Genomic DNA, 25217 nt, shown 5'->3' with positions numbered 1-25217 from the left:
CGCGCGGCATGACGCTCTCGCGTCGCACCGTCCTGGCCGCAGGGGCGGCCGCGCCGTTCGCGGCGGGCATGGCCGCCGCGCAGGGCGTCGGGGCGAACCAGGCGCGCTTCTCGCTCGGCTTCGCGCCGCACGAGGGCAGCTTCGCCAGTCGCGGCGGCCTGATCGAGCAGATCGCCTATGCCGCCGACCAGGGCTTCACTGCCTGGGAGGATAACGAGGCGCGCAATCGGCCGGTCGCGGACCAGACCCGCATGGCGAAGGCGCTGTCGACACGCGGCATGACGATGGGCGTCTTCGTCGCCAGCATGCCGAAATGGGCCCAGTCGCGTCCGCTGCTCGGCGCGACCGACGGCGCCGACCGCGAAGCGTTCCTGGCCGATATCCGCAGCTCGGTTGAGGTCGCCAAGCGGCTGAACGCGACGCGCATGACGGTGGTCACCGGCTTTCTCGACCGAAAGGTTCCGGTCGACATCCAGACCGCGCGGGTGATCGACGTGATGCGCGCCGCCGGCGACATCATCGCTCCGCACGGCATCGCGATGGTGATGGAGCCGCTGAACACCCGCACCGATCATCCCGGCGTGTACATGCAGAGCATCGCCCAGGGCTATGCCGTCGCGCGCGGCGCCAACAGCCCGGCGGTGAAGATCCTCGCCGATCTCTATCACGAGCAGATCCAGTCGGGGAATCTGATCCCGGTGCTCGACACGTGCTGGAGCGAGATCGCCTATCTCCAGTTCGGCGACAATCCCGGCCGCAACGAGCCCGGATCGGGCGAGATCAACTATGCCACGATCGTGAAATGGCTGCGCGCGCGCCGCTATACCGGCGTGATCGGCATGGAACATGGCAATTCGGTCAAGGGCCGCGCGGGCGAGGACCGGCTGGTCGCCGCCTATCGCGCGATCGACAAGGGAGCGGAAGCATGACGGACATCCGCATTCTGGCGGGCGCGGCGGGCGCGCTGCTGCTGGGCATGGCGGCGCCCGCCGCCGCGCAGGACAAGCCCGGGTTCAAGGACACGCCGATGCTGCCGGGCGGCACCTGGCACGTCCACGACTCCGATCGCCCCGCCCCGCCGGTCGTGACTCCCTCGGTCAAGCCGGGCGGCGCACCGGCCGATGCGGTCGTGCTGTTCGACGGCACCTCGCTCGATGCGTGGAAGGCCGATGGCGGGCTATGGCCGGTCAAGGATGGCGCCTTCACCGTGCCGCCGCGCGTGGGTGGCAAGGACAATAATCTGGTGACGAAGCAAAGCTTCGGCGACGTCCAGCTCCACCTTGAATTCCGCTCGCCCAATCCGCCGACCAAGAGCTCGCAGGATCGCGGCAACAGCGGCATCTGGTTCATGCAGCGCTACGAGATCCAGATCCTCGACGGCTATCAGAACCCGACCTATGCCGACGGCACCGTCGGCGCGGTCTATGGCTGGAAGCCGCCGCTGGCCAACGCCGCGCGCCGTCCGGGCGAATGGCAAAGCTATGACGTGATCTTCGAACGGCCCCGCTTCGCCGCCGACGGATCGCTGGTCCGTCCGGCCTACATCACCGCCTTCCTCAACGGCGTGCTGGTCCAGAACCACCAGGCGATGCTGGGCACCACCATCTGGCGTCAGGTCGCCAAGTACCAGGCGCATGGCGATGCCGCGCCCATTCAGCTTCAGGATCATGATTCGCCGGTATCGTTCCGCAACATCTGGGTGCGTCCGCTGCCGGAAACCGCAATTGCTCAGGACCTGGGAGGGGCCAAGTGATCGACCGTAGAACTGCACTTGCCGGTGTCGTCGCCATGTTCGGCGCGGGGCTGTTCGCCCCGATCGCCCGAGCTGCCGGCGTCGCCCAGTCGGCGGGCGTGCCCGTCATCAGCGAGGGGCCGCCCAGCGCGGCCGTGTTCAGCACGGCGCAGCGCGCGCTGATGACCGCGCTGAGCGAGCGGGTCATCCCGACCACCGACACGCCCGGCGCGATCGCTGCGGGCGTCCCCGCCTATATCGAGAAGCTGCTTGCCGACTGGTCGTCGCCGACCGAGCGCGTGCCGATCCTGGCCGGCCTCGACGCGATCGAGGCGCGCAGCGAGCAGGACTACAAGGTCGCCGCGGCCAAGGCCAAACCCGACCAGCAGGACGCGCTGCTGACGCTGGCGATGAACGGCGAACTGCCCTCGGGCAAGGTCTTCTTCGAGGCGTTCCGCCAGATGGTGATCACCGGCTATTACACGTCGGAGATCGGCATGACCCAGGAGCGCGAATATCTGCCGGTGCCGGGCGAATATGACGGCGCCTTCCCCTATTCCAAGGTCAACAAGGTCTACAGCGCATGATCAACCGCCGTATGTTGCTCGCCGGCGCCGGTGGCGTCGCCGCCCTCGCCTTTCTCGATCGTCCCGCCTTCGCCGCGAAGCTCCAGGCCATCGGGCTCCAGCTCTACACGATCCGCGATCTCTTCTCGAAGGATCCGGTGAAGACGCTCGAGCAGGTTGCCGCGATCGGCTATCGCGAGGTCGAATATGGCGGTGGCGGCTATGAGGGCATGGACCATGCCCTGCTGCGCAAGACGATGGACCGGCTGGGCCTGCGCGCACCGTCGGTGCATATCGGCTATGACGCGCTGCTCGGCCAGTTCGACAAGTCGGTCCAGATGGCCAAGACCCTGGGCGCCGACACGGTCGTGCTGCCCTACATGACCGACCCGCATCGCACCGAGCAGGGCTGGGAAGCCGCGCTGCCCAATTTCAACCGCTTCGCGACCGACCTGAAAAAGGCCGGGCTGGCCTTCGCCTATCACAATCACGACTTCGAATTCACCCTCAAGCCCGGCGGCGTCAGCCTGTACGAGCGCTTCCTGAAGGTGACCGATCCGGCGCTGGTGAAGATCGAACTCGATCTCTACTGGGCCGAGCGTGCGGGCGAGAATGTCGGCGCGCTGATCGACCGGCTCGGCAGCCGCCTCTACGCCTATCACGTCAAGGACATGCGCGCCGACGGCAGCATGGCTGCGGTGGGTGCGGGCAAGACCGACTTCGCGGCGCTGTTCAAGCTCAAGGGGAGTGCGGGCGTCCGCCACTTCTATGTCGAGAACGACCAGGCGCCTGCGCCCTATCTTCCCGACATCACCACCAGCTTCCAGACGCTGCGCGCGCTGAAATTCTGACTGCCCACCGGGAGAGGACACGAATATGGCAGCGACCAACAGGTTCGACGCAATCGTCATCGGCTCGGGCGTGAGCGGCGGCTTTGCCGCAAAGGAACTGACCGAAAAGGGCCTTCGCGTCCTGATGCTCGACCGCGGCGTGATGGTCGAGCATGGCGAGGACTATCCCTATGACGGCAAGCCCGCCTATGAGGTGCCGGCCCGCAACGTCATGCCCAAGCCGTTGATGGAAAGCGATTATTTCATCGCCAAGTTCGGCTATGTCCAGCCGAGCAACCGCGGCTTCTACAATGACGACCGGCTGAACCCCTATGCCTATGACGAGGGCAGCAAATTCTACTGGATCCGTCCCGGCGCGGTCGGCGGCAAATCGCTGATCTGGGGCCGGTGGAGCTTCCGCTGGGCGCCCGAGGATTTCGACGCCAACAAGCGCGAAGGCATCGATGGCGCCTGGCCGATCGGCTATGACGACCTCGCGCCCTGGTACAGCTATGTCGAGAAATATATCGGCGTCTCCGGCTCGCGCGAGAACCTGCCCTATCTGCCCGACAGCGAATTCCAGCCGCCGATGCCGATGAACGTGGCGGAGAAGTGGCTGAAGCAGCGCCTCGAATCGGAGTTTCCGGGGCGCAAGCTGATCAACACCCGCCTGTCCAACATGACCGAGGACAAGCCCGACCAGAACCGGACCAAGTGCCAGTTCCGCAACCAGTGCGGCAATGGCTGCTCGTTCGGCGCCTATTTCTCGACCCAGGCGGTCACCCTGCCGGCGGCGCGCGCTACCGGCCGGCTGACGCTCCAGTCGGACGCGGTGGTCACGAACCTCGAATATGACGCGGCGAAGAAGCGCGTCACCGGCGTGCGCTACATCAATGCCAAGACCGGCCAGGCGGAGGTGGTCAATGCCGACCTCGTCTTCCTGTGCGCCTCGGCGATGGCATCGACCCAGATCCTGATGAACTCGCGCGCGCCGGGCGGCGGGCGCAGCCATTTCGACTCCAGCGGGACGCTCGGCCGCTACGTCATGGATCATATCTTCCGCGTCGGCGTGGAAGGCGAGATCCCGGGGATGAGCGACTATATCGAATATGGCCGGCGTCCCGGCGGCGTCTATGTTCCCCGCTTCCGCAACATCGGCGGCGAGGAAGGCGTGGGGTTCAAGCGCGGCTATGGCTATCAGGGTAGCGCCCGGCGCGAGCCGGCGGCCCCGGTCGGCTTCGGCGCGTCGATGAAGCATGCGATGCGCAACTATGGCCCGTGGAAGTTCAGCATGGGCGCATTCGGCGAATGCCTGCCCTACAAGGACAACAGCGTCTCGCTGCACGCCAGCAAGGTCGACCGGTTCGGCGTTCCGCTGATGCGCTTCGACGTCCGCTTCCGCGAGAACGAACTGAAGATGATGGCCGACGCGAAGGTCCAGGGCGAGGCGATGCTGCGCAAGGCCGGCCTCACCAATGTCCGCAGCTGGGAAGGCGAGCATATCCCGGGCGATGCGATCCACGAGATGGGTGGCGCGCGCATGGGCGCCGATCCGCGCTCGTCGGTGCTGAACGGCTGGAGCCAGGCGCATGACGCCTCCAACCTCTATGTCACCGACGGTGCGCAGATGGCGTCGGTGTCGTGCGTCAATCCGTCGCTCACCTTCATGGCGCTGACCACCCGCGCGGCCGACCACGCGGTCAAGCAGCTCAAGCGCGCCTGACGCTCAGGCGACGTCGCCCGCCGTCGCGGCGCATATCGCGCAGCGACCGGGCACCTCGATGACGAACCGCTGGCCGGACAGTCCATGCCGGCCGGCGAGTTCGTCCAGCGCGGCGAATGCCGGCTCGCACGCGACCAGCGAGACGTCGCCGCACGCATCGCACACCAGCGCGATCCGCGGCGCGCCGGTGCCCGCGACATAGCCGCGCGCCAGCTCGACCTTCTGGATCGCGCCGCGCGCGGAAAGCTGGCCCAATGCCCGGAACACCAGGCTGGGCGTGATCGCCTCGCCCGTCGCGTCCAGCGCCGATCGGATCTCGATCACCCGGATCGGCCGTGCCGCCTTCCGGATGATCGCCAGGATCATCTCGTTCAGCCGTCCGGCCGGACGATGCGGACGCCGCCCGCCCGGGCGCGGGGCACCCTCGGCCTGCTGCCGTTGCTCGATCATGCGCGCTTCCGATGTCGGGGGAGCGGCGGTCCGGAGACCGGCCGCCGCTCCCGTCCGGATGACTAGAAGCCGAGCCGGATCGTCGCCCGCAGGTCCCGCCCGGCCAGCGGCGCGAAATCCTTCAGGAAGCTCGAATGGCGCCGCGCGTCGACGTCGAAGATGTTGTTGGCGCTCAGCAGCAGCGAGACCTTCTGGTTGCCCGGAATCGGCCGGAACCCGATCGAGGCGTTGACCAGCGTGTAATCGTCGGTCGGCGTCTCGAATGCGGCGATCCGGTCCTGCTCGAACACGTGCTCGACCTCGGCCCGGGCGGTGAACCGGTCCGACTGCGCCTCGATCCCGCCCAGCACGCGCGCCGGCGGAATGCGCGGCGCGGGGCTCAGGTCGACGATGTTGGCATGGACATAGTCGCCCAGCGCATCGATGTTGATCGTGGTGCTGCCGATCCGGGCGACGCGCAGCGAGGCATCGGCCTCGAACCCGTAATAGCGCGCCGCCGCCTGCTGGAACTGGAAGCAGGGCAGGTCGACATCGCGGCCGCTCGGCGTGGCGGCTGCCTGGCAGATTGCCGGATCGACCTGGTTCTCGGAGATATAGTTGGAGAACCAGTTATAATAGGCCGACGCATCGAGGCTGAAGGCGTCCTGGTGGACGTGCAGCGTCCCTTCCAGGCCCCAGGACTTCTCGAGCCCGAAATCGGGGCTGCCCAATTCCCAGCTCTGCGTGCCGGCATGGCCGCCGCGCGCGAACAGTTCCTCGGCCGACGGCGCCCGCTCGGTCCGCGACAGGTTCACGCCTACCCGAACGCCGTCCGCCAGGGCATAGGACAGGCCCGCCGATCCCGACAGCGCGTTGAAATTGCGTTTGCCCGAAAAGAAGCGAAGGTCGCCATTGACCGGATTGGCCTCCTGGTCGGTGATCTCGTAGCGCAGTCCGCCCTCGGCGCGCAGCGCGCCCAGGTCGACCTGCTGCAGCGTGAAGAAGCCGATCTGCTGGGTCGTGTTCTTGGGCAGGAAGGCCTCGTCGCCGACGACGTTGAAGTCGCGGTTGAAGAACTGGACGCCCGACGCGCCGGACCAGCCGCCGCGATTGGCCTGGACCAGTTCCAGCCGTCCCTCGATCCCCTTGTTGTAGAAGGCGGTGCCGACCGACCCGTCTTCCTCCAGTTCGAAATGCCGGTAATTGGCATAGCCGGCACGGACGCGGATCTTGTCGAGGAAGCCGCCGCCGGTATCCACTTCGCCGCGCAGGTCGAACCGGTTCTGCAACAGGCTCAGGCGCGGCGCCTCCTGCTCCTCGCCCGACGCGAGCGCATAGCGGATCGGCACGCCGTAGAAGCTGTCATAGTGGCTGTACGAGATGCCGAGGCTGCCCGTGTCGGTGATGATAGACGCGCCGACGCCCGCGGTCCAGGTCTTGGCGAAGCTGTTGGGCAGCGTGCCGCGCAGCGCCGCCGTCGCGGCGAAGTCGGGATCGTCGGCGGTGGTCGGTCCGGCGGCGGCCGCCAGCGCCTGGGCGCGCGCCTGGCGCGTCAGCACATAGCCGCCGATGTCGAGGTCGTCGCTCTTCAGATAGGATCCGTCGGCGTGCAGCACGATCTTGTCGGTCACCGCCACGTCGCCGGCGGCGCCGATCGAGCGCTCATTGGCTGCCGATCCATAGGTGCCGATCGCATTCAGGCGATAGCCATTCTCGGGCACGGTGCGCGGAATGCGGGTATCGATCACGTTGACCACGCCGCCGATCGCCGACGACCCGTAGAGCAGCGACGCGGGACCGCGCAGCACCTCGACCCGCTCGGCCAGCAGGGGGTTGATCACCACCGCATGGTCGACCGAAGTGTTCGACACGTCGATCGATCCGATACCGTCGGTCAGCACGCGGATACGCTCGCCCTGGAAGCCGCGCAGCACGGGGCGCGAGGCGCTGGGGCCGAACGAGGTGGCGGACACGCCGGGCTGGTGCGCCAGCGTCTCGCCGATGCTGGGCCGCAGGTCGCGGGTCAGTTCCTCGCCCGACAGGACCGAGGTGCCGGACAGCACGTCCTTCTCGCTCTGGTTGAGCAGGCCGGTGACGATGATCTCGTTGCCGCGGCCGACCGGGGCATCCTGTCCGTCGGCGGGGGCGTCGGGCGCGGGATCGGCGGGTGCGGCCGCGGTGCGGTCGGCGGGCTGGGGGTCGGGGCCGGCGGCATGGGCGACGGCGGGGAGGGCGAGCGCGACGGTGGCGGCGCTCAGCAGAAACAGATGACGCATGAACAGATGCTCCAGGAACCTTGATTTTTGATCGGGACAAGGACTCCGGCGCTCAGGCACGTGATCGTGCCCGTTCTGCGAATCCGGAAGTCCTCAGGCCTGGGAGCGGATCGGGGGTGCGCGGCTCTGCCAGCCGCGCTTCGGCGCGGGCAGGGCAAGCGCGGTCAGGCGCGACGGTGCGAAATGAAAGGGTTCGCGCGCCGGTGCGGCCAGCGTGGCCGCGGTCGGGATCAGATAGGCGCCAGCGGTCGCCAGCTCGGCACAGATCGCACATCCGGCGGGCTGGTCGGCGGGCACCTGCCTGTCGGGGGCATCGGCCTTCTTGCCGTCGGCCGCCATAGTCCAGTTCGTTCCCGCCGGCGCGTGCCGGTGGGTGCCGAGGACGACGGTCTGCCACGACAGCGAGAGCAGCAGGACGAGCAGCAGCGCATGCCAGCGCGCGGCGAGGCGCGGCCGCGCCGGTCCGGCGCTGTCGTGCCGGTCACCACCGGTCCGCTGGCGCGGATCGTTGCAAGGCCGTCTGCTGGTCATTCGCGCGGTTGATATGTTACACTGTCACTTCAATCAAGCTGCTCTTTTGCCGGGCAGCCAGCGACCCGCGAATACACGCAAAAAAACGGGCTGGCGAGATGGGGTTCCCCGATCGCCCGGCTCCGGGGAGCGGGATCGGGGAACGGCCATGCCGCCAGCCCAAGGGGGAGTCGAACTCGGGGGATCAGAACTTCATGCGGACGCCCACGCGATAGGTCCGGCCCAGCGTGTCGTAGAGCGCCGGGTTCACGTCCAGGCCGGTATTGGTCTGCGGTGCCGCCGCCGGATCATGGTCGAACACATTATCGACCTTGAAGAACGAGGTGACGTTGCCGGTCAGGTTCACGCTTCCGCCCACGTCGAAATAGAAGGCGCCCTTCATCTTGTTGAAGTCGATCGTCGGATGGTTGCCGGTCGATGCCGGGCATCCGGTCTGGCAGACGACATATTGGTTGCCGAAGGTGCCGTCGCTGAACCAGCGCTGCTGCAGCGTCAGCGAGAAGCGGTCGTTGGAATAGGTCTGGACCGCCAGCCACTTCCAGTCGGGCGTGTTGCCGTTGTTCGCGCCCGCCTGGTCGACCGTGTCGACGCCGGCGATCCCGGCCTTGACCAGGAATTCGCGGACATGGGTGCCCAGTGCGCGGACGGTGAAGCTGCCGGGCAGGCCCAGCGGTCGAACCCATTGATAGCTCGCCTCGATGTCGAACCCGCTGGTCTTCCACGATGCCAGGTTGAACGGCTGGACGTTGATGAAATTGCCGCCCTGCTGCGGGCTGTTCAGCTCGAACCCGCCGCAGAAGGCCTGGTTGCCGTCGAAGCAGAACTGGACGATCTGCTGCGCCGACAGGCTCGAGATCACGCCGTTCAGCTCGATATTGTAATAGTCGAACGACAGGCTGAGGCCCGGCAGCCAGGACGGCCGCGACAGCACGACGCCGATCTCGGTGTTCCGCGCCGATTCGGGCTTCAGGTTCGGATTGCCGACCGTGTTCTGGAACGCCTGGACCGCGACATTGCGGAACGGATCGTTGAAGTTGGGCAAAGTCGTCACCGTCGGCGCGGCGAACAGCTCCGACAGGTTCGGGGCGCGCACGTCGCGCGACGTCACCGCACGCAGGCGGAACCCGTCCAGCGGCGTGTCCCAGGTGCCGCCCAGCTTCCAGGTCCAGACCGTGCCCGACGTGCTGTAATGGGTGACGCGCGCGGCGCCGTTCAGGTTCGCCCGGCCGATCCCGTCGCCCTTGAACAGCGGCACGTCGAGCTCGAGATAGCCTTCGTACACATTGTAGCTGCCGGTGCCGTTCTTGTAGTTGCCGGCGGCCCAGTTGCTGCCCTGCGCCGAGTTCAACAGCGGATCGGCGGGATAGTCGGGGCCGTTCGGGCTGATCGCGCTGACGCCGGCGCCATAGGGGTCGGCGTTCACCCGATAATATTCATGGCGATATTCGCCGCCGAACGCGACCGACAGCGGACCTGCCCACAGGTTGAGCGGCTCGCCCGAGAAATTGACGCTGGCGACGTCCTGGGTCAGCTTGGTGTGCTGGAATGGGCCGTTCTCCGGCGTGACATAGGCCAGCGCCGCGGACGAGGGCGGGGTCCCGCCGAAGATGTTGATCGGCTGGCATCCCGCGGCGCGGGCGGCCGCATCGGCGCAGACGATCGCTCCGTTCAGCGTGATCGCGTTGGTTGCCGCGACATAGCGGTTCTGCAGCACGATATCCTCGACATTGATGTCGGAGATGGTGATGCCGTGCTGGTAATAGGCGTCGTAGCGCCAGGCCGAACCGCCGACGTCGAACTTGCCCTTCAGCCCGCCGACGAAGCGATACTGGCGCCGGTCGGTATAGACGTGCGGGTCGGGGAAGTTCGCATTGCTCGACCCGAAGCCGAACGAGGTGATGTTCGCCGTCGCGCAACGGTCGCGCACCAGCTGCGGCAGATAGGGATTGGCGCACTGCACCGTCAGGCTGGCGCGGTTATAGCCCGGGCTCGGCTGGTTGTTGGTCGTCACCTGGGCGACGTTGACGGTGAAATAGACTTCATTGTCCTGCGCAAAGTCGAACCCGATCCGGCCGAAGCCGTTGATCCGTTCCAGCGCGGACTTGAGCGAGGCGCCGCTGCCCGGCGCGCCGGACAGGTCGCCGCCGACGCAGAAGCTGTTCCCCGGGAAGCATCCGGTCACGCCGCCCGCGCCGTTGGGCACGCCGCCCGATCCATAGTTGAAGTTGAAGGGCTGGCCGTTCTGGTCGAACGCGATGCCCTGCAGCGGGCCATTGTTGATCAGGCCGTAGCGCGCATATTGATAGGGCTGGGCGAAGTCGCGGTACAGGAATTGCGGCCGGCCATTGTTGGTCTGGCCGGTGTTGACCAGGGTCGTCGCACGATACCAGTCGCGGCTGCCGGCCAGGTCGGTGCCGAAATCGCCGGCGCCCACACCGCCCTGATGGTCGAACTCGCCACTCAGGATCACGTGCAGCCGGTCGTCGAGCAGCGCCGTGCCCCATGCCGCCTGGAACTGCGCCTGCTTGTCGTCGCCATAGGTGGTGATGCCCAGCTGGCCGTTCGCCTTGAACCCGACGAAGCGCGTGTCGGTGATGAAGTTCACCACGCCGCCGACCGCGTCGGAGCCATAGGAAGCCGATGCGCCGCCGTTCACCACATCGACGCGGGTCACCAGCAGCTGCGGGAACATGCTGATGTCGGGAACGCCGGTCACGTTCGCGCCGACGACGCGCTGGCCGTCGAGCAGCGTCAGCGTGCGCAGCGCGCCCAGGCCGCGCAGCGAGAAGGAGCTTAGGCCCTGCTGGCCGCTCGAGGTGCTGAACGTGCCGGTCGCGGCGCCGGTCGAGCCCTGGAGCGAGGGCAGGATCGTGATCGCGTTGAAGATGTTCGGCGCGGCGACCTGCTGCAGGTCCTCGCTGCTGACCATCGTGGTCGGTGTCGGCGCGTTGAACCCGCTGGACGTGATGCGCGACCCGGTGACGATGATATCGCTCGACACCTGCTGGTCGGGCGCGGTGGTCTGGCTCTGGTCGACGGTGACCGGCGCATCCTGGACGGGCGCGGGCGGCGGGGCCGACGGCGCGGTCTGGGCGGCAGCCGGCGAGAATGCGAGCACCGCGACAAGCGCGGCAATACTGGTAGCGCTAACATGCAGCGGCGCCCGCAGGCGGCGATCAGCGGAAAAAACGGTCATCTTCCATCCCCTCTCATCATTTCGAATGCCGCCGTCGATCGGCGGTCTGTCATGGTCGAGATCATTTAGCCGATCCGGTGGGCCTCAACATCTACGACCATCGTCGCAGACGCTGCGGTCGGATCGTGTCAGGGTCGCGCCGAATAGAGCGCGTGATGCGTGAGGATGAACAATGTGCGTCCGTCGGCACCGCCGAAGACAAGCTGCAGCGGACGGTCGGGCACGGCGAGTCGCCCGGCCTCGCTGCCGTCGGGGGCGTAGATGAAGATCTGGCCGTTCGCGACATAGACGCGCCCGTCGGGACCCACCGCGACGCTCTCGCCCCCGCGCGGCGCGAAGGGCTTGAGATCGGTCACCGTGCCGCCGGCCCCCAACAGGCCGCTATAGGTCCGGTTCTCCGAGCCGTTGGCAATGTAGACCCGCTCGCCGACCTTCCCGGTGATCCAGCCATAGGTGTCGAGCGTATCGGAGAAGCGCCAGCCCAGGTGATTGGCCGGGCCTTGCTGCCACACCCGAAAGGCGGGGAGGGCCAGGCTGCCGTCGGGCGAGACATAGCTGCGCGTCTTGGGCACGGCCATGTCGCGCGCGAACATCTCCGCCAATGTGGTGAAACGGTCGGTGGCAGGATCATATTGGTCGCGGAACTCGCCATTGTTCCAGAAGCTGCCCGGAATGACGACTCGCGCGCCGCGGCGTTCGGTCGCGCGCGTCGGCGCGATCAGCGTGACGTCTGCGGGCTTGTCCGGCGGGATCGAATAGACGGTGGCTTCGGGCCCGTCGGAGGACAGCACCAGCAGGTTACCCGAGGCATCGACCGCCAGGTTCACCGGGTCGAGCGGCGCATCGGCGACGATCGACAGGCCGTCACGCGCGCTCCAGCCATGGATGCGGTGGAACTGGCGGTCGATGAAATACAGCTTGCCCGACGCATCGGTGGCGCCGCCGCCGATCGAGTAGAAGCCCTGGGCGAGCAATTGCACCGGCGCCAGCGGCGCGGTCGCCGGCGGGGCGGGCGCATCGGTCACGTCGAGCACGGCGAATTCGCGCTCGCGCACCTCCAGCCCGCGCGTCACGTCGCGAATCGCATTGGCATAGGGAAACTTGCTCGCACGCAGATAGGTGCCGCAGCCATTGGCGTCGCAGGTTGCGAATCCGCTCTCGGTATTCACATGGACATTGCGAAAGCGGATGTCGCGCGAGCCGTAGAGCGTGACCGCAGCCGGTGCTGGCTGAAGCGAGCGAGTGACGCGGTAGCCGTGGAAGTTGGCGAACAGGATGTTGCTCGAATTGCGCACCTCGAGCGCGACCGCGTTGCGGCTTTCGCCGGCTTCTTCCTCGGTCTGCGGCGCCAGGAACTCCCAGTTGCGGACGCGGTCGAGCACGATCTCGGCGCGCAGATGATGTTCGGCCGACATCTGGTAGACGAAGCCCGGCGTGCTCGTATCGGACACATAGAGGCCCGCCTGGGCATAGGTGTTCGGCGTCCAAAGGCCGTTGAACGTGCCGCCGCCGCCATCGGTGACCCACAGGCTGGCATATTGCCCGTCCCAGCGCTTGCGCGGGTCGCTGTCGGCGGTGTGATTGGCGTTATACGGATCGAAGCGGCTGCCATCGGCCAGGTTGGTGCCGTGGCCGCCTTGAAACTTGACGTCGTCGACCAGCGATCGCGCGCCGGCGCGCCACAGCAAGGCGGTCGCCCGCGGATTGACCCCGCCGGTGTACAGCCCCAGCCCGGTGACGATCGCGTCGCCGCCCCGCGCGCTTTCGATCAGGCCCCTGGCGCCACCGAAGCCGCGGAAGGCAGGCGTGTCTTCCGCCAGCAGGATCTGGGTCCGGCTCGGGTGCAGCCCGATCAGCACCGTGTCGGGCTTCAGCCGCAGCGTATCGCTGACCCGGTAGAAGCCGGCGGGGAAATACAGCACGCGGTGCGTGTCGATCGCCCGCTGGATCGCCGCGGTATCGTCGGTCCTGTCGTCGCCTTTTGCGCCGAGATCGCGAACATTGGTCCAGGTCGAGACGGCGGGGAAGGGCCGGATCGCTGCCGCACGCCGCTTCGGGAGTGCCGACAGCGGGGTGGCGTCCAGCCGCGTGGCGAAGCTGCCGGTCTGACCCAGCCCCGCCAAGGTCAGGCCATAGGTGAACTCGCGGACACGGTAGCGCGGCGCCGGCCCGGCGACGGTGCGGCCGCTCTCGCGGAACCGCGCGAACACCGGCGTGCCCGTCGCGACCGCATTGTCGAAGCCGATCTGGGTATAATTGTTGCCCTCGTTGCTGATGATGACGCCGGCGTGCGAGACATTCTCGAACCGGACATCCTTGCCCCACAGCCAGTCGCCATAGCCGCGGTCGATCTCGATCCCGACCGGCACGTCGCGAAACACGGTGTTGACCAGGGTCAGCCCCGCCTCATGCTCGCGGATCGCGGCGTCGCGCTGGCCGACAAACTCGGAATCGAGCAATGTATAGGGCCAGGCCGGCGACGGCTTTTCGGTCAGGATGCCATAGCGGCCGCCGAAGAAGCGCAGGTCCATGCCCAGATTGCCGACCTGATAGATGCCGGCCAGGGCCGAGCCGAGGCGGAAGTCGATATGGCTGAGATAGGCGTGCTGCGCGGTGTGGAATCTGACCGCGGTCGCGGCGGGATTGCCCGCGCCGATCTCGAAATCGACATTGGCCATCGCCGAGTAGAAGGTGCCCGAATTGGCGTCGGCGATATCCGCGCGGAACGGCACGCTGGTCGGCGGCGGCACCGGCACCGGGCCGCGCAGCGGGGTACCGCCGGGGCCGGGGGCCGCCCCGCCGGGCTGGTTGCCGGTGAAGAAGATCATGCTGCCGACGCCGCGCTGGAATCCGGGGGTCGAGGGCGCGAGCAGGAAGACCGGTCGCGTCCGCCCGGTGCCGAACAGGCGTATGCCGGGCCACATATAGAGGGTCCGGCTGATCCGGTACCGGCCCGATGGCAGGAAGACGATCCCGCCGCCCGGCCGGGCGGCCGCCGAATCGATCGCACGCTGGATCGCCGCGCTGTCGTCGGCGACGCCGTCGCCGACTGCCTTGGCGATCACCGCGGCGGGGTCCGCCGGCATGTGTTCGAATGCCGAGCGGGTGGGGCGCTCGGCCCGCTGTCCCTGCGCCTGTGCGGACGGCAGGGGCATCGCGACGGCGATGATCCATGCGGCGATTAGCGAGCCCGTCCTGCCGATCATGCTGTATGCCCCCCGGATGATCCCGACCGTCGAGAGCGTCGCGATACGCGGGCGCGGGCGCCGCGACGACCGCGACAAAGGTCGCAATGGCCAAAGCGGTCCGCTGCGAACATCTAGCGGGGCAGCCGAATGCCGGGGGACGACGTGCAAGCACAGCTCAAGAGATCGGGGTCGCCGCCGTACGGGATCGTCGTGATGGGGGTCAGCGGCTGCGGCAAGTCGACGCTGGTCGAGCATCTGGCCGCGCGCCTCGCCGTGCCCGCATTCGAAGGCGATGCCTTTCATTCCAGCGCAAGCGTCGCGAAGATGCGATCGGGCCAGCCGCTCGACGATGACGATCGCTGGCCGTGGCTCGACCGGCTGGGCGCATCGATCGGCGGCGCCGTGCGCGATCACGGAAGCGCGGTGGCCGCCTGCTCGGCGCTCAAGCGCAGCTATCGCGAGCGGCTGGAGCGTGCTGCCGGCGTGCCGCTGATGTTCGTGCTGCTCGACGGTGCCCACGGCGAGATCGCACCGCGACTGGCGGCGCGGGCGAATCACTACATGGCGCCCGCCCTGCTCGACAGCCAGTTCGCGACGCTGGAGCGGCCCGGCGCGGACGAGAATGCGCTGGTGGTGCATTGCTATCGCCCGGTCGAGGCGCTGGGCAGCGAGGTGATCGCCTGGGCCCGGAGGCGGCTGGCCCGCTGAGGTCGCTCAGGGCATCAGGCGCTTGCGGCCCTGCGACAGGTGCCAGCGCATCGCCAGCGCGGCGCCGTCGCCGTCCTGTGCGCGGATCGCATCGACGATCGCGTCATGCTCGTCCATCATCGACCCGATCACTTCGGGCGGCCGCGACCGCGAGATGTCGACCCCGGCGCGCAATATGCCCATGACGTCGTGCTGGAGATGGTCGAAGGTCGAGATGAACGCGCTGTTGCCCGTCGCCTCGGCGATTGCCCGGTGCAGCAGCCAGTCCTCGTCATGCGCCGGCGCGCTGGACAGCAGCGCCGAGCGCAGTCCCTCGAGCGCGGCATCGATCGCCTCCATCTGCTCGTGCGACCGGCGCTGCGCCGCCAGCCGGGCCGCCTCAGCCTCGAGCACGAAGCGCACCTCATAGGTGCCCAGCGTCGCCGCCAGGCCGTCCATCGGCACATGCGATCCCAGCCGCGCGGAGGGGCGGCGCTTCACATAGGATCCGGCACCGCGCCGCGCCTCGGTGATTCCGTCGGCGGCCAGCCGGACCAGCGCCTCGCGCACGATCGCGCGCGACATGCCGAACAATTCGCCCAGCCGCGCCTCGGACGGCAGGCGGTCGCCCGGTTCCAGATCGTCCTCGTTGATGATCCCGACGATCGCCGTATAGGCGCGATCGGCGAGCCTGCCCTCCTGCATCGCGCCCCTCTTTCCCCCGCCGCGCGCCTGAGGCAGCGGCTCAGACAATGTAGCTGAGCCCCACCACCAAGGCGAGTCCGGCGACCGAGATCACCGTCTCCAGCACCGACCAGGTGCGGAACGTGTCCGCGGTGCTGGTCCCCATATAGCCCTTCACCAGCCAGAAGCCGGGATCGTTGACATGGCTGAAGAAGACCGAGCCTGCGCCGATCGCCAGCACCACCAGTTCGGGCGAGGCGCCAGACGCCGCGACGACGCCGGGCATGATGCCGACCGCGGTGATCGTCGCCACCGTCGCCGACCCCGCGGCCAGGCGGATGCCGACCGCCACCAGCCAGCCGAGCAGCAGGGGCGAGATCGAGTACATCATCACCAGCCGCGCCAGCAGATCGGACAGGCCGGCACTGACCAGCACCTGCTTCAGCGCGCCGCCCGCCCCGATCGCGAGCAGGATCGCGCCGGCCGCGCCCATCGTCTCGAACCAGATCGCATCCTGGATCTTCGCTTCGCTCAGACGGCGCCCGAACAGCAAGGGCAGCGCCAGCAGGTTGGTGATCAGCAACGCGAGCACGGGATTACTTGCAGCTGCAAGTAATCCCCCCCCATTCAGGCCCGGAATCAGCTTCGCCATCTCGCCCGATGCGATCAGCACGATCGGCAGCAGGACGATGAACAGCGACACGCCACGCGGCGGCGGCGCCAGGTCGACGACGGTCTCGCTCATCACCGGCTCGGTCAGCTTGATCCCCGGCGTGACGAACTTCGCGAGCACCGGGCCGGCCAGGATCGCGATCGGGATGGCGATCAGGATGCCGTATAGCATCGTCAGCCCCAGGCTGGCATTCAGCGCCTCGACTGCCAGCAGGGGGCCGGGGTGCGGCGGCACCAGCGCGTGGACGACGCCGAGGCCGGCGAGCGCGGGCATGATCAGGCGCAGCTTGGTCGCGTCGCGATCGCCCTCGTCGGGCATCGCCTTGGCCGCGGCGACGACGATCGGCAGCAACAGCACCAGCCCGGTTTCGAAGAACAGCGGCAGGCCGATGACGATCGCGATGCCCAGCGTCGCCCAGGGCGCTGCCTTCGGCCCGGTCAGTCGCAGCGCGCCGGTGGCGAGCGAGGCGGCCGCGCCGGACAGATGCAGCATCGCACCGAGCGACAGGCCCAGCGCCACGACCAGCCCGGTGCCGCCGACGATGTCGCCGACACCCTTCTGTACCGCCTTGGCCGTGTCGGCGAGCGGCAGTCCGGCGAGCAGGCCGACCGCGAAGGCGCCGCACAGCAGTCCGATGAACGGGTGGAGCCTGCCGCGAACGATCATGACGATGGCGAGGATGATGCCGGCCAGCGCGGCCGCGATCAGTCTGATGTCGCCGCCGGTCATGTCGTCCTCCGGGCGGCGTTGCCATACGTCAATGCTGACATCGTTGTCCTCGCCTGAAATCCTAGACTTTTATTTGAAAGCACTGAAATCGGAGCGATCTGTAGGACAGGTTTTTACATTGCAGCAACAAAAAACGCTTGTCAGCGCTGCTGGATGCTGAACATATAAAAACCTGTCCGACCGATTCCAAAGGTGGAGCGCGGACATCGGGACCGCGCCGTTACGCTGGTCCGACGACATGCAGCCATGCGCCTCGGGGAGAGGATCGATGAAGGTGACTGTCCAGGAAGCAGGTCGGAAAGCGGCCGTCTCTGCCGAGATGCGGAAGGCGATCGATATCGCCGGCCGGCCGGTGCGTCTGACGCCGACCCAGATGAAAGTGATGCGCGGGGTCCATTCGGGCCAGCTCAACAAGCAGATCGCCTATGAGCTCGGCATCGCCGAGGTGACGGTGAAGGCGCACATGACCGCGCTGATGCGCAAGCTCAACGTGCGCAACCGCACCCAGGTCGCGATCGCGGCCGAGGCGATGGCGCACCCGCTGTCCTGATTTCAACGGCGCCTCGATCCGCGCCGACTGCCCATGCCAGATCCTCCCGGGGGAGAGAGAAGATGAAGCCGTTCTGGGTGTTCGTCCTGACGCTGCTGCTGTGCCCGCTTCCCGCGGCCGCCGCCTCGACCTCGGTCTATCTCACCCGTCCGGAGGATCCGCGCGCGATCGTCGTGAAGGGCGCGGGCGACGGGCGGACCGACGACAGCGCCGCGCTGCAACAGGCGATCGACGTGGCGGCGACCACCAGCGGCGGCAAGGGCGGCGTCGTCTTCCTGCCGGCCGGACGCTACCGGATCAGCCGCACGATCTTCGTCCGTTCGGCGGTCCGGATCTTCGGCTTCGGCGCGACCCGGCCGGTGATCGTGCTGGGCGATGCGACGCCGGGCTATGGCAAGGGCATCGCCGCGATGCTGTCCTTCACCGGCGAGGACCAGTACCGCGTCGGCGCGGTGCCGGTGCCGCCGCCCACCAGCGTGCCAGCGAATCCCGACATCTTCGACGCGACGTCGAGCACCTTCTATTCGGCGCTCTCGAACGTCGATTTCGAGATCGGCAATGGCAATGAAGGCGCGGTCGCGGTGCGGTTCCGCGTCGCGCAGCACGGTTTCCTGCGCCATGTCGACTTCCATCTCGGATCGGGGCTGGCCGGCATCTACCAGGCGGGCAACGAGTGCGAGAATCTGCGCTTCTATGGCGGCCGCTACGGCATCCTGACCGAGAAGACCTCGCCTGCCTGGCAGTTCACCCTGATCGATTCCGAGTTCGTCGGGCAGCGCGACGCGGCGATCCGCGAGCATGAGGCGCGGCTGACGCTGATCAACGTCGCGATCCGCGACGTGCCGGTCGGGGTCGAGATCGATCGCGGCTATTCGGATTCACTGTGGGGCAAGGATGTCCGGTTCGAGAATGTCTCGAAGGCCGGCGTGCTGATCTCGAACGAGGGCAGCGTCTTCACCCAGATCGGCTTCGCCAATGCCCTTGCCCGCGACACGCCGGTCTTCGCCCGCTTTCGCGACAGCGGCCGCACCGTCGCCGGCCAGGGACGGCAGTACCGCGTCACCGATTTCTCCTATGGGCTGAAGCTGCCGGGGCTGGGCGCTCCCGGCGCCTTCGCGACCGATGTGACGATGGCCCCGCTGACCCGCATGCCGCCGCGCCGCAAGCCGGCGATCGCCGCGCTGCCGCCGGTGCGCGACTGGGTCAATGTCCGCGACCTGGGCGTCAAGGGCGACGACGAGACCGACGATACCCAGGCGTTGCAGCGTGCGATCGACACGCACCGCGTCCTCTATCTGCCGATAGGCCGATACCGCGTGACCGATACGCTGACGCTGCGGCCCGACACGGTGCTGATCGCGCTGCACCCCAGCCTCACCCATGTCTATCTGCCCGACAATGCCCCCGCCTATGCCGGGGTCGGCAGCGCCAAGGCGATGATCCGCAGTTCGAGGGGCGGCAATGCGATCGTCTCCGGGCTCGGCCTGTGGACCGGCGGCGTCAATCCGCGCGCCACCGCGCTGCTGTGGCGCGCGGGCGAGGCATCGATGGTCAACGACGTGAAGATCCAGGGCGGCGGCGGCACCGTGCTGACCAAGGGCAGCCCGATCGGCTATGGTGATCCGCGCGCGCGCTTCGACGGCCAGCATCCCAGCATCTGGGTCACCGATGGCGGCGGCGGCACCTTCGCCGCGATCTGGTCGCCCAACACACTCGCCTCGGCCGGCTTCTATGTCTCGGACACCAAGACGCCGGGCCAGGTCTATGAACTGTCGGCCGAGCATCATTACCGGGTCGAGATCGTCCTGGAGAATGTCGAGAACTGGGAGTTCCACGCGCCGCAGACCGAGCAGGAAGTGCGCGACGGCGTCAACGCGGTCTCGACCGAGATCCGCAACTCGCGCAACATCCTGTTCGCCAATTATCACGGCTACCGCGTCACCCGATCGATCAAGCCGATGGACGCGGCGGTAAAGCTCTACAATTCGAGCGATATCCGCTTCCGCAACGTTCATGTGAACGGCGAGAGCGGCTTTGCCAGTTGCGACGACAAGGGCTGCGGCACCTATCTGCGCGCCAGCAAATACCCGTTCGAGAATGCGATCAAGGACATGACCGGCGGGCAGGAGGTGCGCGAGCGCGAGTTCGCCCGGCTCGAGATCGGCGCGGTTCCCACGACCCGCACCCCGGTCCCGGTGACCGCGGGAATCGAGAAGCTGGCCGACGGCTTCTATTCGATCGCCGGCGCGGCGGTGGATGCGCGCGGCAAGCTCTATTTCATCGACCGCTTCTTCCACCGCATCCATGGCTGGTCCGAGAAGGACGGCCTATCGATCCTGGCGGATGCGCCGCTCGATCCCGTCAGCCTGGCGGTGGACAAGTCGGGCCGGCTGATGGTGTTGTCCTCCGCCGGCCATGACGCAACGGTCTACAGCATCGATCCGGCAACACCCGCCGACGTCACCGTGATCGAGCCGACGCCGGCGCGGCGCCGCGCGGGTGCGCTCACCGCCTTGCCCGGAAACATGTGGGCCAATGGCGAGTTCGCCGACCGGATCGACCCCGCCACCTATGAATACCCGCCGATCGCCGACTTCTTCACCCGCGCCATGGGCACGGCCAAGCCGCGCGAATATGTCTCGCCCGACGGGTCGCTGGTGCTGCCTGCCTTTCGGGTGTGGAACCAGGGTCCGGACGACCATCAGGGCTGGCGCTGGTCTGACACGCTCGATGCCTATGGCCTGGTCACCGCCCGCCCCGGCGAGCGCGTCGTCCTGACCAACGGGTCGGAGAACCGCACCTATAGCGGCACGGTCGGCGCAGGCGGCGCACTCACCGACCTGACGGTGGTTGCCGACCGCGGCGGCGAGAGCGTCGCGCGGCACCCCGATGGGAGCCTCTACGTCGCGAACGGCCAGATCTTCGTCTATGATCCCGCCGGCGCGCCGGTCCGACGCATCGATGTGCCGGAGCGCCCGCTCCAGCTGATCTTCGGCGGCAGCGATGGCAGGACGCTGTTCATCCTGACGCATCACAGCCTCTATCGGCTCCGGACCGGACCGGCGGTGGATTAGTCCTACTCAATCCTGTCGCGAAACGACCCCCTCTGCGCCATTTCCGACGCAATCGACCGCCGAGCGCAGTTGCGGCACGATCAATACTCCGTCTAAATGACCATGCCGGACAACGATTCGGCATGGGCGAGGGAGAGAGATGTGAAGCGCTTGTCGCAAGGGGACCCGCGTACGCGCGGCGCGGGTCGGATCGGCCGCTGGCTGGGCGTGGTCTGCATGGCGGGCGCCATTGCGCTGGCCGCACCTGCGCTGGCGCAGAACGACCGGATGACGCCGATCGCCACGCCCGCCCAGCCGGGCGCGATCGACCTGGGCACCGGTCCGCTGCCCGGCGCCACCGCGCCCGAGGCGTGGCACAGCCAATATGGCAGCGTCTTTACCCGCAACGTCACCGTCGCGACGCTGACGCCCTTCCTTCCCGATCCGGCCAAGGCGACCGGCGCTGCGGTAATCGTGACGCCCGGCGGTGGCTTCCGCACCCTGTCGATGGAGAATGAGGGCTGGGACGTGGCGCGTGCGCTGGCGGCCAAGGGCGTTGCCGCCTTCGTCCTCAAATACCGCCTCAACCAGACCCCGCGCGAGATGCCCGCCTTCGAGCAGTCGATGCGCGAGATGTTCTCCGGCACCGCGCGCACCGCGCCGCGGATGAATCCCGAACAGGCGATCGCCGGTCTCGCCCCGCAGATCGCCGACGCGCGCGCAGCCTTCGCCCTGATCCGCAGGCGCGCGGGCGAATGGCATGTCGATCCCGACCGGATCGGCATGGTCGGCTTTTCCGCTGGCGCGATGCTGACGCTGGCGACGACGCTGGCCGGGCAGGATGCAAAGCCGGCCTTTATCGGCCTGATCTACGGCCCGCTCGGCGCGGTCACCGTGTCCGCCGATGCGCCGCCCGCCTTTGTCGCACTGGCCGCGGACGATCCCTTCTTCGCCAATAGCGGCTTCGGCCTGATCGAAAGCTGGAAGACCGCCAAGCGCCCGGTCGAATTCCACCTGTACGAACAGGGCGGGCACGGCTTCGGCATGTATCCCAAGACCACCACGAGCACCGGCTGGTTCGAAGCCTATGCCAGCTGGCTTCGCATGCACGGGTTTCTCGACCGGAAGAAGTGAGGAGCCTCTCTCCTTCCGCTTGCGGGAGGGCGTGTCCTCGCCCGCGACGTTCGAGAGGGTAACAGGCCCTCCCCTAACCCCTCCCGCTAGCGGAAGGGGGACTGGGTGCGCTTGGGTTCTGTCGGCGCGACTCATCCTCAGCCGACCCACCGGCGTAGCGCCCGGGCGCTACGCCCACGCGCCTCAGTGATTATCCCGCGGCAGGCCCTTCGTCTGGGCGATCCGCTGGAACGCCTCTGATCCCTCCAGGATCGCGCCGGTATCGAGCTGGCCGACCAGCGCGCGCTGGATCTGTTGCCACGGGGTCTGGGCCGGCGGATAGGGATAGCCGCCTTCGGCCTTCAGCGCGTCGCGGCGTGCCGTCAGTTCCTCGGTCGATGCCAGCAGGTCGACGGTGCCGCGGCCCAGGTCGACGCGGACCCGGTCGCCGCTGCGCAGCAGGGCGAGGCCGCCCATTGCCGCTGCCTCGGGCGCGGCGTTCAGGATCGAGGGTGATGCCGAGGTGCCCGACTGGCGGCCGTCGCCCAGGCAGGGCAGCGAATGCACCCCCTGGCGGATCAGATAGGCGGGCGGGCGCATGTTCACGACCTCGGCGGCGCCCGGATAGCCGATCGGCCCGGCGCCGCGCATCACCAGCAGGGTGCGGTCGGTGATCGCCAGCACGGGATCGTCGATCCGGGCATGATAATCCTCGGGCCCGTCGAACACGACCACCGGCCCCTCGAACGCATTGGGATCCGCCGGATCGGACAGATAGCGTTTGCGGAATTCCGGGCCGATCACGCTGGTCTTCATGATCGCCGCGTCGAACAGGTTGCCGCGCAGCACCAGGAAGCCCGAGGCCTCCGACAGCGGGCGGTCGATCGGGCGGATCACCGCCTCGTCCTCAATTTCAGCGCGGCCGCAATTCTCGCCGATCGTCCGGCCGTTCACGGTGCGTGCGTCCCCGGCGATCAGGCCGCGCTGCATCAGCTGTGCGACCACGGCGGGCACGCCGCCCGCGCGATAATAATCCTCGCCCAGATATTCGCCTGCCGGCTGCAAATTCACCAGCAGCGGGACGTCATGGCCGTGCGTGGCCCAGTCGGTGACGTCGAGCGGGACGCCGATATGGCGCGCGATCGCGTTGAGATGGATCGGCGCGTTGGTCGATCCGCCGATCGCCGAATTGACGACGATCGCGTTCAGGAACGCCTCGCGCGTCAGGATGTCGGACGGCTTGAGGTCCTCCGCCACCATCTCGACGATCCGCTTGCCGGTGCGATAGGCGGCTTCCTGGCGGTCGCGATACGGCGCCGGGATCGCGGCCGAGCCGGGCAGCATCATGCCCAGCGCCTCGGCCAGGCTGTTCATCGTCGTCGCCGTGCCCATCGTGTTGCAATAGCCGGTCGAGGGCGCCGACGAACTGACCAGCTTGATGAAGCCCTCGTCATCGATCTCGCCCGCCGCCAGCATCTCGCGCGCCTTCCACACGATCGTGCCGGATCCGGTGCGCTCGCCGCGATGCCAGCCGTTCAGCATCGGCCCGACCGACAGGGCGATCGCGGGCAGGTTCACCGTGGCGGCCGCCATCAGGCAGGCGGGCGTGGTCTTGTCGCACCCGGTCATCAGCACGACGCCGTCCAGCGGATAGCCGTAGAGCAGCTCGACCAGGCCGAGATAGGCGAGGTTGCGGTCCAGCCCGGCGGTCGGCCGCTTGCCGGTCTCCTGGATCGGATGGACCGGGAATTCCAGCGCGATTCCGCCCGCCTCGCGAATGCCTTCGCGAACGCGCTCGGCCAGCACCAGGTGGTGGCGGTTGCACGGGCTGAGGTCCGATCCGGTCTGGGCGATGCCGATCACCGGCTTGCCCGACCGCAGTTCCTCGAGGCTCAGCCCGAAGTTCAGATAGCGCTCGAGATAGAGCGCGGTCATGTCGATATTGTCGGGATTGTCGAACCAGGCGCGGCTGCGCAGCTTCGGCGGGACGGCGGGATCGGTCATGGTCGGGCCTTGGAAATGCACTCAATTCCGCGGTGCGGTGGTCGAGAAGCGGTAGATGATGATGTTGCGATAGGTCTGGCCGCGGTCGAGCCGCGCCGAGCCGAAGGCGGGCTGGTTGGGCGTGTCCGGAAAGACCTGCGGCTCAAGCGCGATGCCGTCCCCCTGGCGATAGGCATGGTTGGAGCGGCCGATTGCGGTGCCGTCGAGGAAGTTGCCGGTGTAGAGCTGCACCCCGGGCTGGTTCGACAGGATGTCGAGCACGCGGCCGGTGGTCGCATCCTCGACGCGGGCATGAAGCCGCGGCGCCTTCGACACGTCGCGGGCGATCACGAAATTCTCGTCATAGCCCTGGCCGAAGACGATCTGCGGGTCGCGCCCGTCGCGAATCCGTTCGCCGATGCGGGTCGGGCGGCGGAAATCGAACGGCGTCCCATCGACCGGGCGGATCTCGCCGGTCGGGATCAGCGAGGCGTCGACCGGCGTCGTCGCATCGGCCGGAATCGTCAGATAATGGTCGTAGATGCTGCGCTGCGACGCTTCGCCGCCCAGGTTGAAGAAGCTGTGATTGGTGATGTTGACGATCGTCGGCTTCGTCGTGGTGGCGCTGTATTCGACGGTGAGCGCATTGTCCTCGTCCAGCGAATAGGTCGCCGTCACAGTCAGCGCGCCGGGATAGCCTTCCTCGCCATCGGGGCTGACATAGCGCATCACGACGCTGGCGGTGGGGCCGTCGGTCACCTTCTCGACCGTCCACAGCCGCTTGTCATAGCCCAGCGGCCCGCCGTGCAGCGCATTGCCGTTGTTGTTCAGCGCCAGCTTGTACTGCCGCCCGTCGATCGCGAAGCTGCCCGCCTTGATCCGATTGGCATAGCGGCCGACCGTCGCGCCGAAATAATTGGGCTTCTCCAGATAGCCCTGCATGTCATTATAGCCCAGCGTCACCTCCTCCGACCGGCCGGCGCGGTCCGGGACCATCACCGACTGGAGGATCGCGCCATAGTTGAGGACGGTGGCCCGCATGCCCTTGGCGTTAGACAGAGTTATCGCCTCGACCGCGCGGCCGTCGCGCAGCGTGCCGAACGGCTTTCGCTCCGCGGTGGCCGCCTGGGCCGGCGTCAGGCCGATCAGCGGCAATGCCAGCGTAAAGGCGATGATCCGTTTCATAAACCCCTCCCGTTCGGCGTCGCTGCCGGTGCCGGGCAGATCGGTTGTTGACGCCCGTTACGGCGATCAATACTCCGACTAGAAACCAA

At 67.7% G+C, this 25217-nt stretch carries 18 protein-coding genes; 9 read left to right on the top strand and 9 right to left on the bottom strand.

Translation table 11 applies throughout. The annotated features are described in order from the left end of the window. The first annotated feature begins 8 nt into the window (after positions 1-8). Genes TPR58_RS02415 through TPR58_RS02395 form a run of 5 tightly spaced genes read left to right on the top strand, consistent with a single transcriptional unit; the run spans position 9 to position 4851 of the window. Complete coding sequence (locus tag TPR58_RS02415; protein WP_346245000.1) at positions 9-929, top strand: hydroxypyruvate isomerase family protein; 921 nt, start codon at positions 9-11, stop codon at positions 927-929. Next, positions 926-1753 carry a 3-keto-disaccharide hydrolase gene (locus TPR58_RS02410; protein WP_346244999.1) on the top strand — a complete coding sequence of 276 codons (828 nt, stop codon included), beginning with the start codon at positions 926-928 and terminating at the stop codon, positions 1751-1753. Before TPR58_RS02415 ends, TPR58_RS02410 begins: the two co-directional genes overlap by 4 nt. Continuing rightward, the gene (locus TPR58_RS02405; protein ID WP_346244998.1) at positions 1750-2319 is read left to right on the top strand and encodes a gluconate 2-dehydrogenase subunit 3 family protein; all 570 of its coding nucleotides are present in this window, start codon (positions 1750-1752) and stop codon (positions 2317-2319) included. Before TPR58_RS02410 ends, TPR58_RS02405 begins: the two co-directional genes overlap by 4 nt. Then, the gene (locus tag TPR58_RS02400) at positions 2316-3149 is read left to right on the top strand and encodes a sugar phosphate isomerase/epimerase family protein (RefSeq protein ID WP_346244997.1); all 834 of its coding nucleotides are present in this window, start codon (positions 2316-2318) and stop codon (positions 3147-3149) included. Before TPR58_RS02405 ends, TPR58_RS02400 begins: the two co-directional genes overlap by 4 nt. 25 nt (positions 3150-3174) lie before the next feature. After that, positions 3175-4851 carry a GMC family oxidoreductase gene (locus tag TPR58_RS02395; protein ID WP_346244996.1) on the top strand — a complete coding sequence of 559 codons (1677 nt, stop codon included), beginning with the start codon at positions 3175-3177 and terminating at the stop codon, positions 4849-4851. Positions 4852-4854: 3 nt separating this feature from the next. Here TPR58_RS02395 and TPR58_RS02390 read toward each other — a convergent pair whose 3' ends face one another. From TPR58_RS02390 to TPR58_RS02370, 5 genes are all read right to left on the bottom strand, one after another. Continuing rightward, on the bottom strand, positions 4855-5301 hold the full coding sequence (locus TPR58_RS02390) for a Fur family transcriptional regulator (protein WP_346244995.1): 447 nt from the start codon (positions 5299-5301) through the stop codon (positions 4855-4857). A gap of 62 nt (positions 5302-5363) precedes the next feature. Further along, positions 5364-7556, bottom strand: coding sequence for a TonB-dependent receptor (locus TPR58_RS02385; RefSeq protein ID WP_346244994.1), 2193 nt, complete (start codon positions 7554-7556; stop codon positions 5364-5366). 93 nt (positions 7557-7649) lie between these two features. Then, positions 7650-8087 carry a DUF2946 family protein gene (locus TPR58_RS02380; RefSeq protein ID WP_346244993.1) on the bottom strand — a complete coding sequence of 146 codons (438 nt, stop codon included), beginning with the start codon at positions 8085-8087 and terminating at the stop codon, positions 7650-7652. A 184-nt stretch (positions 8088-8271) separates the two neighbouring features. Further along, positions 8272-11283 (bottom strand): TonB-dependent receptor plug domain-containing protein, encoded by a 3012-nt coding sequence (locus TPR58_RS02375; protein ID WP_346244992.1) that lies wholly within the window; start codon positions 11281-11283, stop codon positions 8272-8274. A 128-nt stretch (positions 11284-11411) separates the two neighbouring features. Beyond that, on the bottom strand, positions 11412-14489 hold the full coding sequence (locus TPR58_RS02370; RefSeq protein ID WP_346244991.1) for a glycosyl hydrolase family 28-related protein: 3078 nt from the start codon (positions 14487-14489) through the stop codon (positions 11412-11414). Between the two features lie 129 nt (positions 14490-14618). On the opposite strand from TPR58_RS02370, the gene TPR58_RS02365 reads away from it, so the two are divergent. Continuing rightward, a complete protein-coding gene (locus TPR58_RS02365) occupies positions 14619-15179 on the top strand; it encodes a gluconokinase (RefSeq protein ID WP_346244990.1) in 561 nt (186 codons plus the stop codon). A gap of 6 nt (positions 15180-15185) precedes the next feature. On the opposite strand, the gene TPR58_RS02360 is transcribed toward TPR58_RS02365, so the two are convergent. Together TPR58_RS02360 and TPR58_RS02355 are read right to left on the bottom strand one after the other, a co-directional pair. Further along, the gene (locus TPR58_RS02360) at positions 15186-15863 is read right to left on the bottom strand and encodes a FadR/GntR family transcriptional regulator (RefSeq protein WP_346244989.1); all 678 of its coding nucleotides are present in this window, start codon (positions 15861-15863) and stop codon (positions 15186-15188) included. Positions 15864-15903: 40 nt separating this feature from the next. Next, positions 15904-17244: a GntP family permease gene (locus TPR58_RS02355; RefSeq protein ID WP_346244988.1), complete on the bottom strand. Its 1341-nt coding sequence runs from the start codon at positions 17242-17244 to the stop codon at positions 15904-15906. A gap of 319 nt (positions 17245-17563) precedes the next feature. Here TPR58_RS02355 and TPR58_RS02350 point away from each other — a divergent pair, with 319 nt between their 5' ends. The 3 genes from TPR58_RS02350 (at position 17564) to TPR58_RS02340 (ending at position 21981) form a co-directional block, all read left to right on the top strand. Beyond that, a complete protein-coding gene (locus TPR58_RS02350; protein WP_346245125.1) occupies positions 17564-17794 on the top strand; it encodes a helix-turn-helix domain-containing protein in 231 nt (76 codons plus the stop codon). A 62-nt stretch (positions 17795-17856) separates the two neighbouring features. Next, positions 17857-20868, top strand: a complete 3012-nt coding sequence (locus TPR58_RS02345) for a glycosyl hydrolase family 28-related protein (RefSeq protein ID WP_346244987.1) — start codon at positions 17857-17859, stop codon at positions 20866-20868. A 216-nt stretch (positions 20869-21084) separates the two neighbouring features. Beyond that, positions 21085-21981: an alpha/beta hydrolase gene (locus TPR58_RS02340; protein ID WP_346245124.1), complete on the top strand. Its 897-nt coding sequence runs from the start codon at positions 21085-21087 to the stop codon at positions 21979-21981. Positions 21982-22164: 183 nt separating this feature from the next. Here TPR58_RS02340 and TPR58_RS02335 read toward each other — a convergent pair whose 3' ends face one another. Beyond that, positions 22165-23964 carry an IlvD/Edd family dehydratase gene (locus TPR58_RS02335; protein ID WP_346244986.1) on the bottom strand — a complete coding sequence of 600 codons (1800 nt, stop codon included), beginning with the start codon at positions 23962-23964 and terminating at the stop codon, positions 22165-22167. A gap of 21 nt (positions 23965-23985) precedes the next feature. Continuing rightward, positions 23986-25128 carry an aldose epimerase family protein gene (locus tag TPR58_RS02330; RefSeq protein WP_346244985.1) on the bottom strand — a complete coding sequence of 381 codons (1143 nt, stop codon included), beginning with the start codon at positions 25126-25128 and terminating at the stop codon, positions 23986-23988. Positions 25129-25217: the final 89 nt, after the last annotated feature.

Origin of the sequence: Sphingomonas rustica (assembly GCF_039652585.1) — a bacterium.
GTDB lineage: Bacteria > Pseudomonadota > Alphaproteobacteria > Sphingomonadales > Sphingomonadaceae > Sphingomonas > Sphingomonas rustica.
Note: the sequence above shows the minus strand (reverse complement) of the source record. Positions and strands in the feature narration are given on the sequence as shown.

Excerpts from the sequence above, each read along its gene's own strand:
- TPR58_RS02415 (WP_346245000.1), top strand. The coding sequence starts at position 9 with ATGACGCTCTCGCGTCGCACCGTCCTGGCCGCAGGGGCGGCCGCGCCG.
- TPR58_RS02410 (WP_346244999.1), top strand. The coding sequence starts at position 926 with ATGACGGACATCCGCATTCTGGCGGGCGCGGCGGGCGCGCTGCTGCTG.
- TPR58_RS02400 (WP_346244997.1), top strand. The coding sequence starts at position 2,316 with ATGATCAACCGCCGTATGTTGCTCGCCGGCGCCGGTGGCGTCGCCGCC.
- TPR58_RS02395 (WP_346244996.1), top strand. The coding sequence starts at position 3,175 with ATGGCAGCGACCAACAGGTTCGACGCAATCGTCATCGGCTCGGGCGTG.
- TPR58_RS02390 (WP_346244995.1), bottom strand. The coding sequence starts at position 5,301 with ATGATCGAGCAACGGCAGCAGGCCGAGGGTGCCCCGCGCCCGGGCGGG.
- TPR58_RS02385 (WP_346244994.1), bottom strand. The coding sequence starts at position 7,556 with ATGCGTCATCTGTTTCTGCTGAGCGCCGCCACCGTCGCGCTCGCCCTC.
- TPR58_RS02380 (WP_346244993.1), bottom strand. The coding sequence starts at position 8,087 with ATGACCAGCAGACGGCCTTGCAACGATCCGCGCCAGCGGACCGGTGGT.
- TPR58_RS02375 (WP_346244992.1), bottom strand. The coding sequence starts at position 11,283 with ATGACCGTTTTTTCCGCTGATCGCCGCCTGCGGGCGCCGCTGCATGTT.
- TPR58_RS02370 (WP_346244991.1), bottom strand. The coding sequence starts at position 14,489 with ATGATCGGCAGGACGGGCTCGCTAATCGCCGCATGGATCATCGCCGTC.
- TPR58_RS02365 (WP_346244990.1), top strand. The coding sequence starts at position 14,619 with ATGCCGGGGGACGACGTGCAAGCACAGCTCAAGAGATCGGGGTCGCCG.
- TPR58_RS02360 (WP_346244989.1), bottom strand. The coding sequence starts at position 15,863 with ATGCAGGAGGGCAGGCTCGCCGATCGCGCCTATACGGCGATCGTCGGG.
- TPR58_RS02355 (WP_346244988.1), bottom strand. The coding sequence starts at position 17,244 with ATGACCGGCGGCGACATCAGACTGATCGCGGCCGCGCTGGCCGGCATC.
- TPR58_RS02350 (WP_346245125.1), top strand. The coding sequence starts at position 17,564 with ATGCGGAAGGCGATCGATATCGCCGGCCGGCCGGTGCGTCTGACGCCG.
- TPR58_RS02345 (WP_346244987.1), top strand. The coding sequence starts at position 17,857 with ATGAAGCCGTTCTGGGTGTTCGTCCTGACGCTGCTGCTGTGCCCGCTT.
- TPR58_RS02340 (WP_346245124.1), top strand. The coding sequence starts at position 21,085 with ATGGCGGGCGCCATTGCGCTGGCCGCACCTGCGCTGGCGCAGAACGAC.
- TPR58_RS02335 (WP_346244986.1), bottom strand. The coding sequence starts at position 23,964 with ATGACCGATCCCGCCGTCCCGCCGAAGCTGCGCAGCCGCGCCTGGTTC.
- TPR58_RS02330 (WP_346244985.1), bottom strand. The coding sequence starts at position 25,128 with ATGAAACGGATCATCGCCTTTACGCTGGCATTGCCGCTGATCGGCCTG.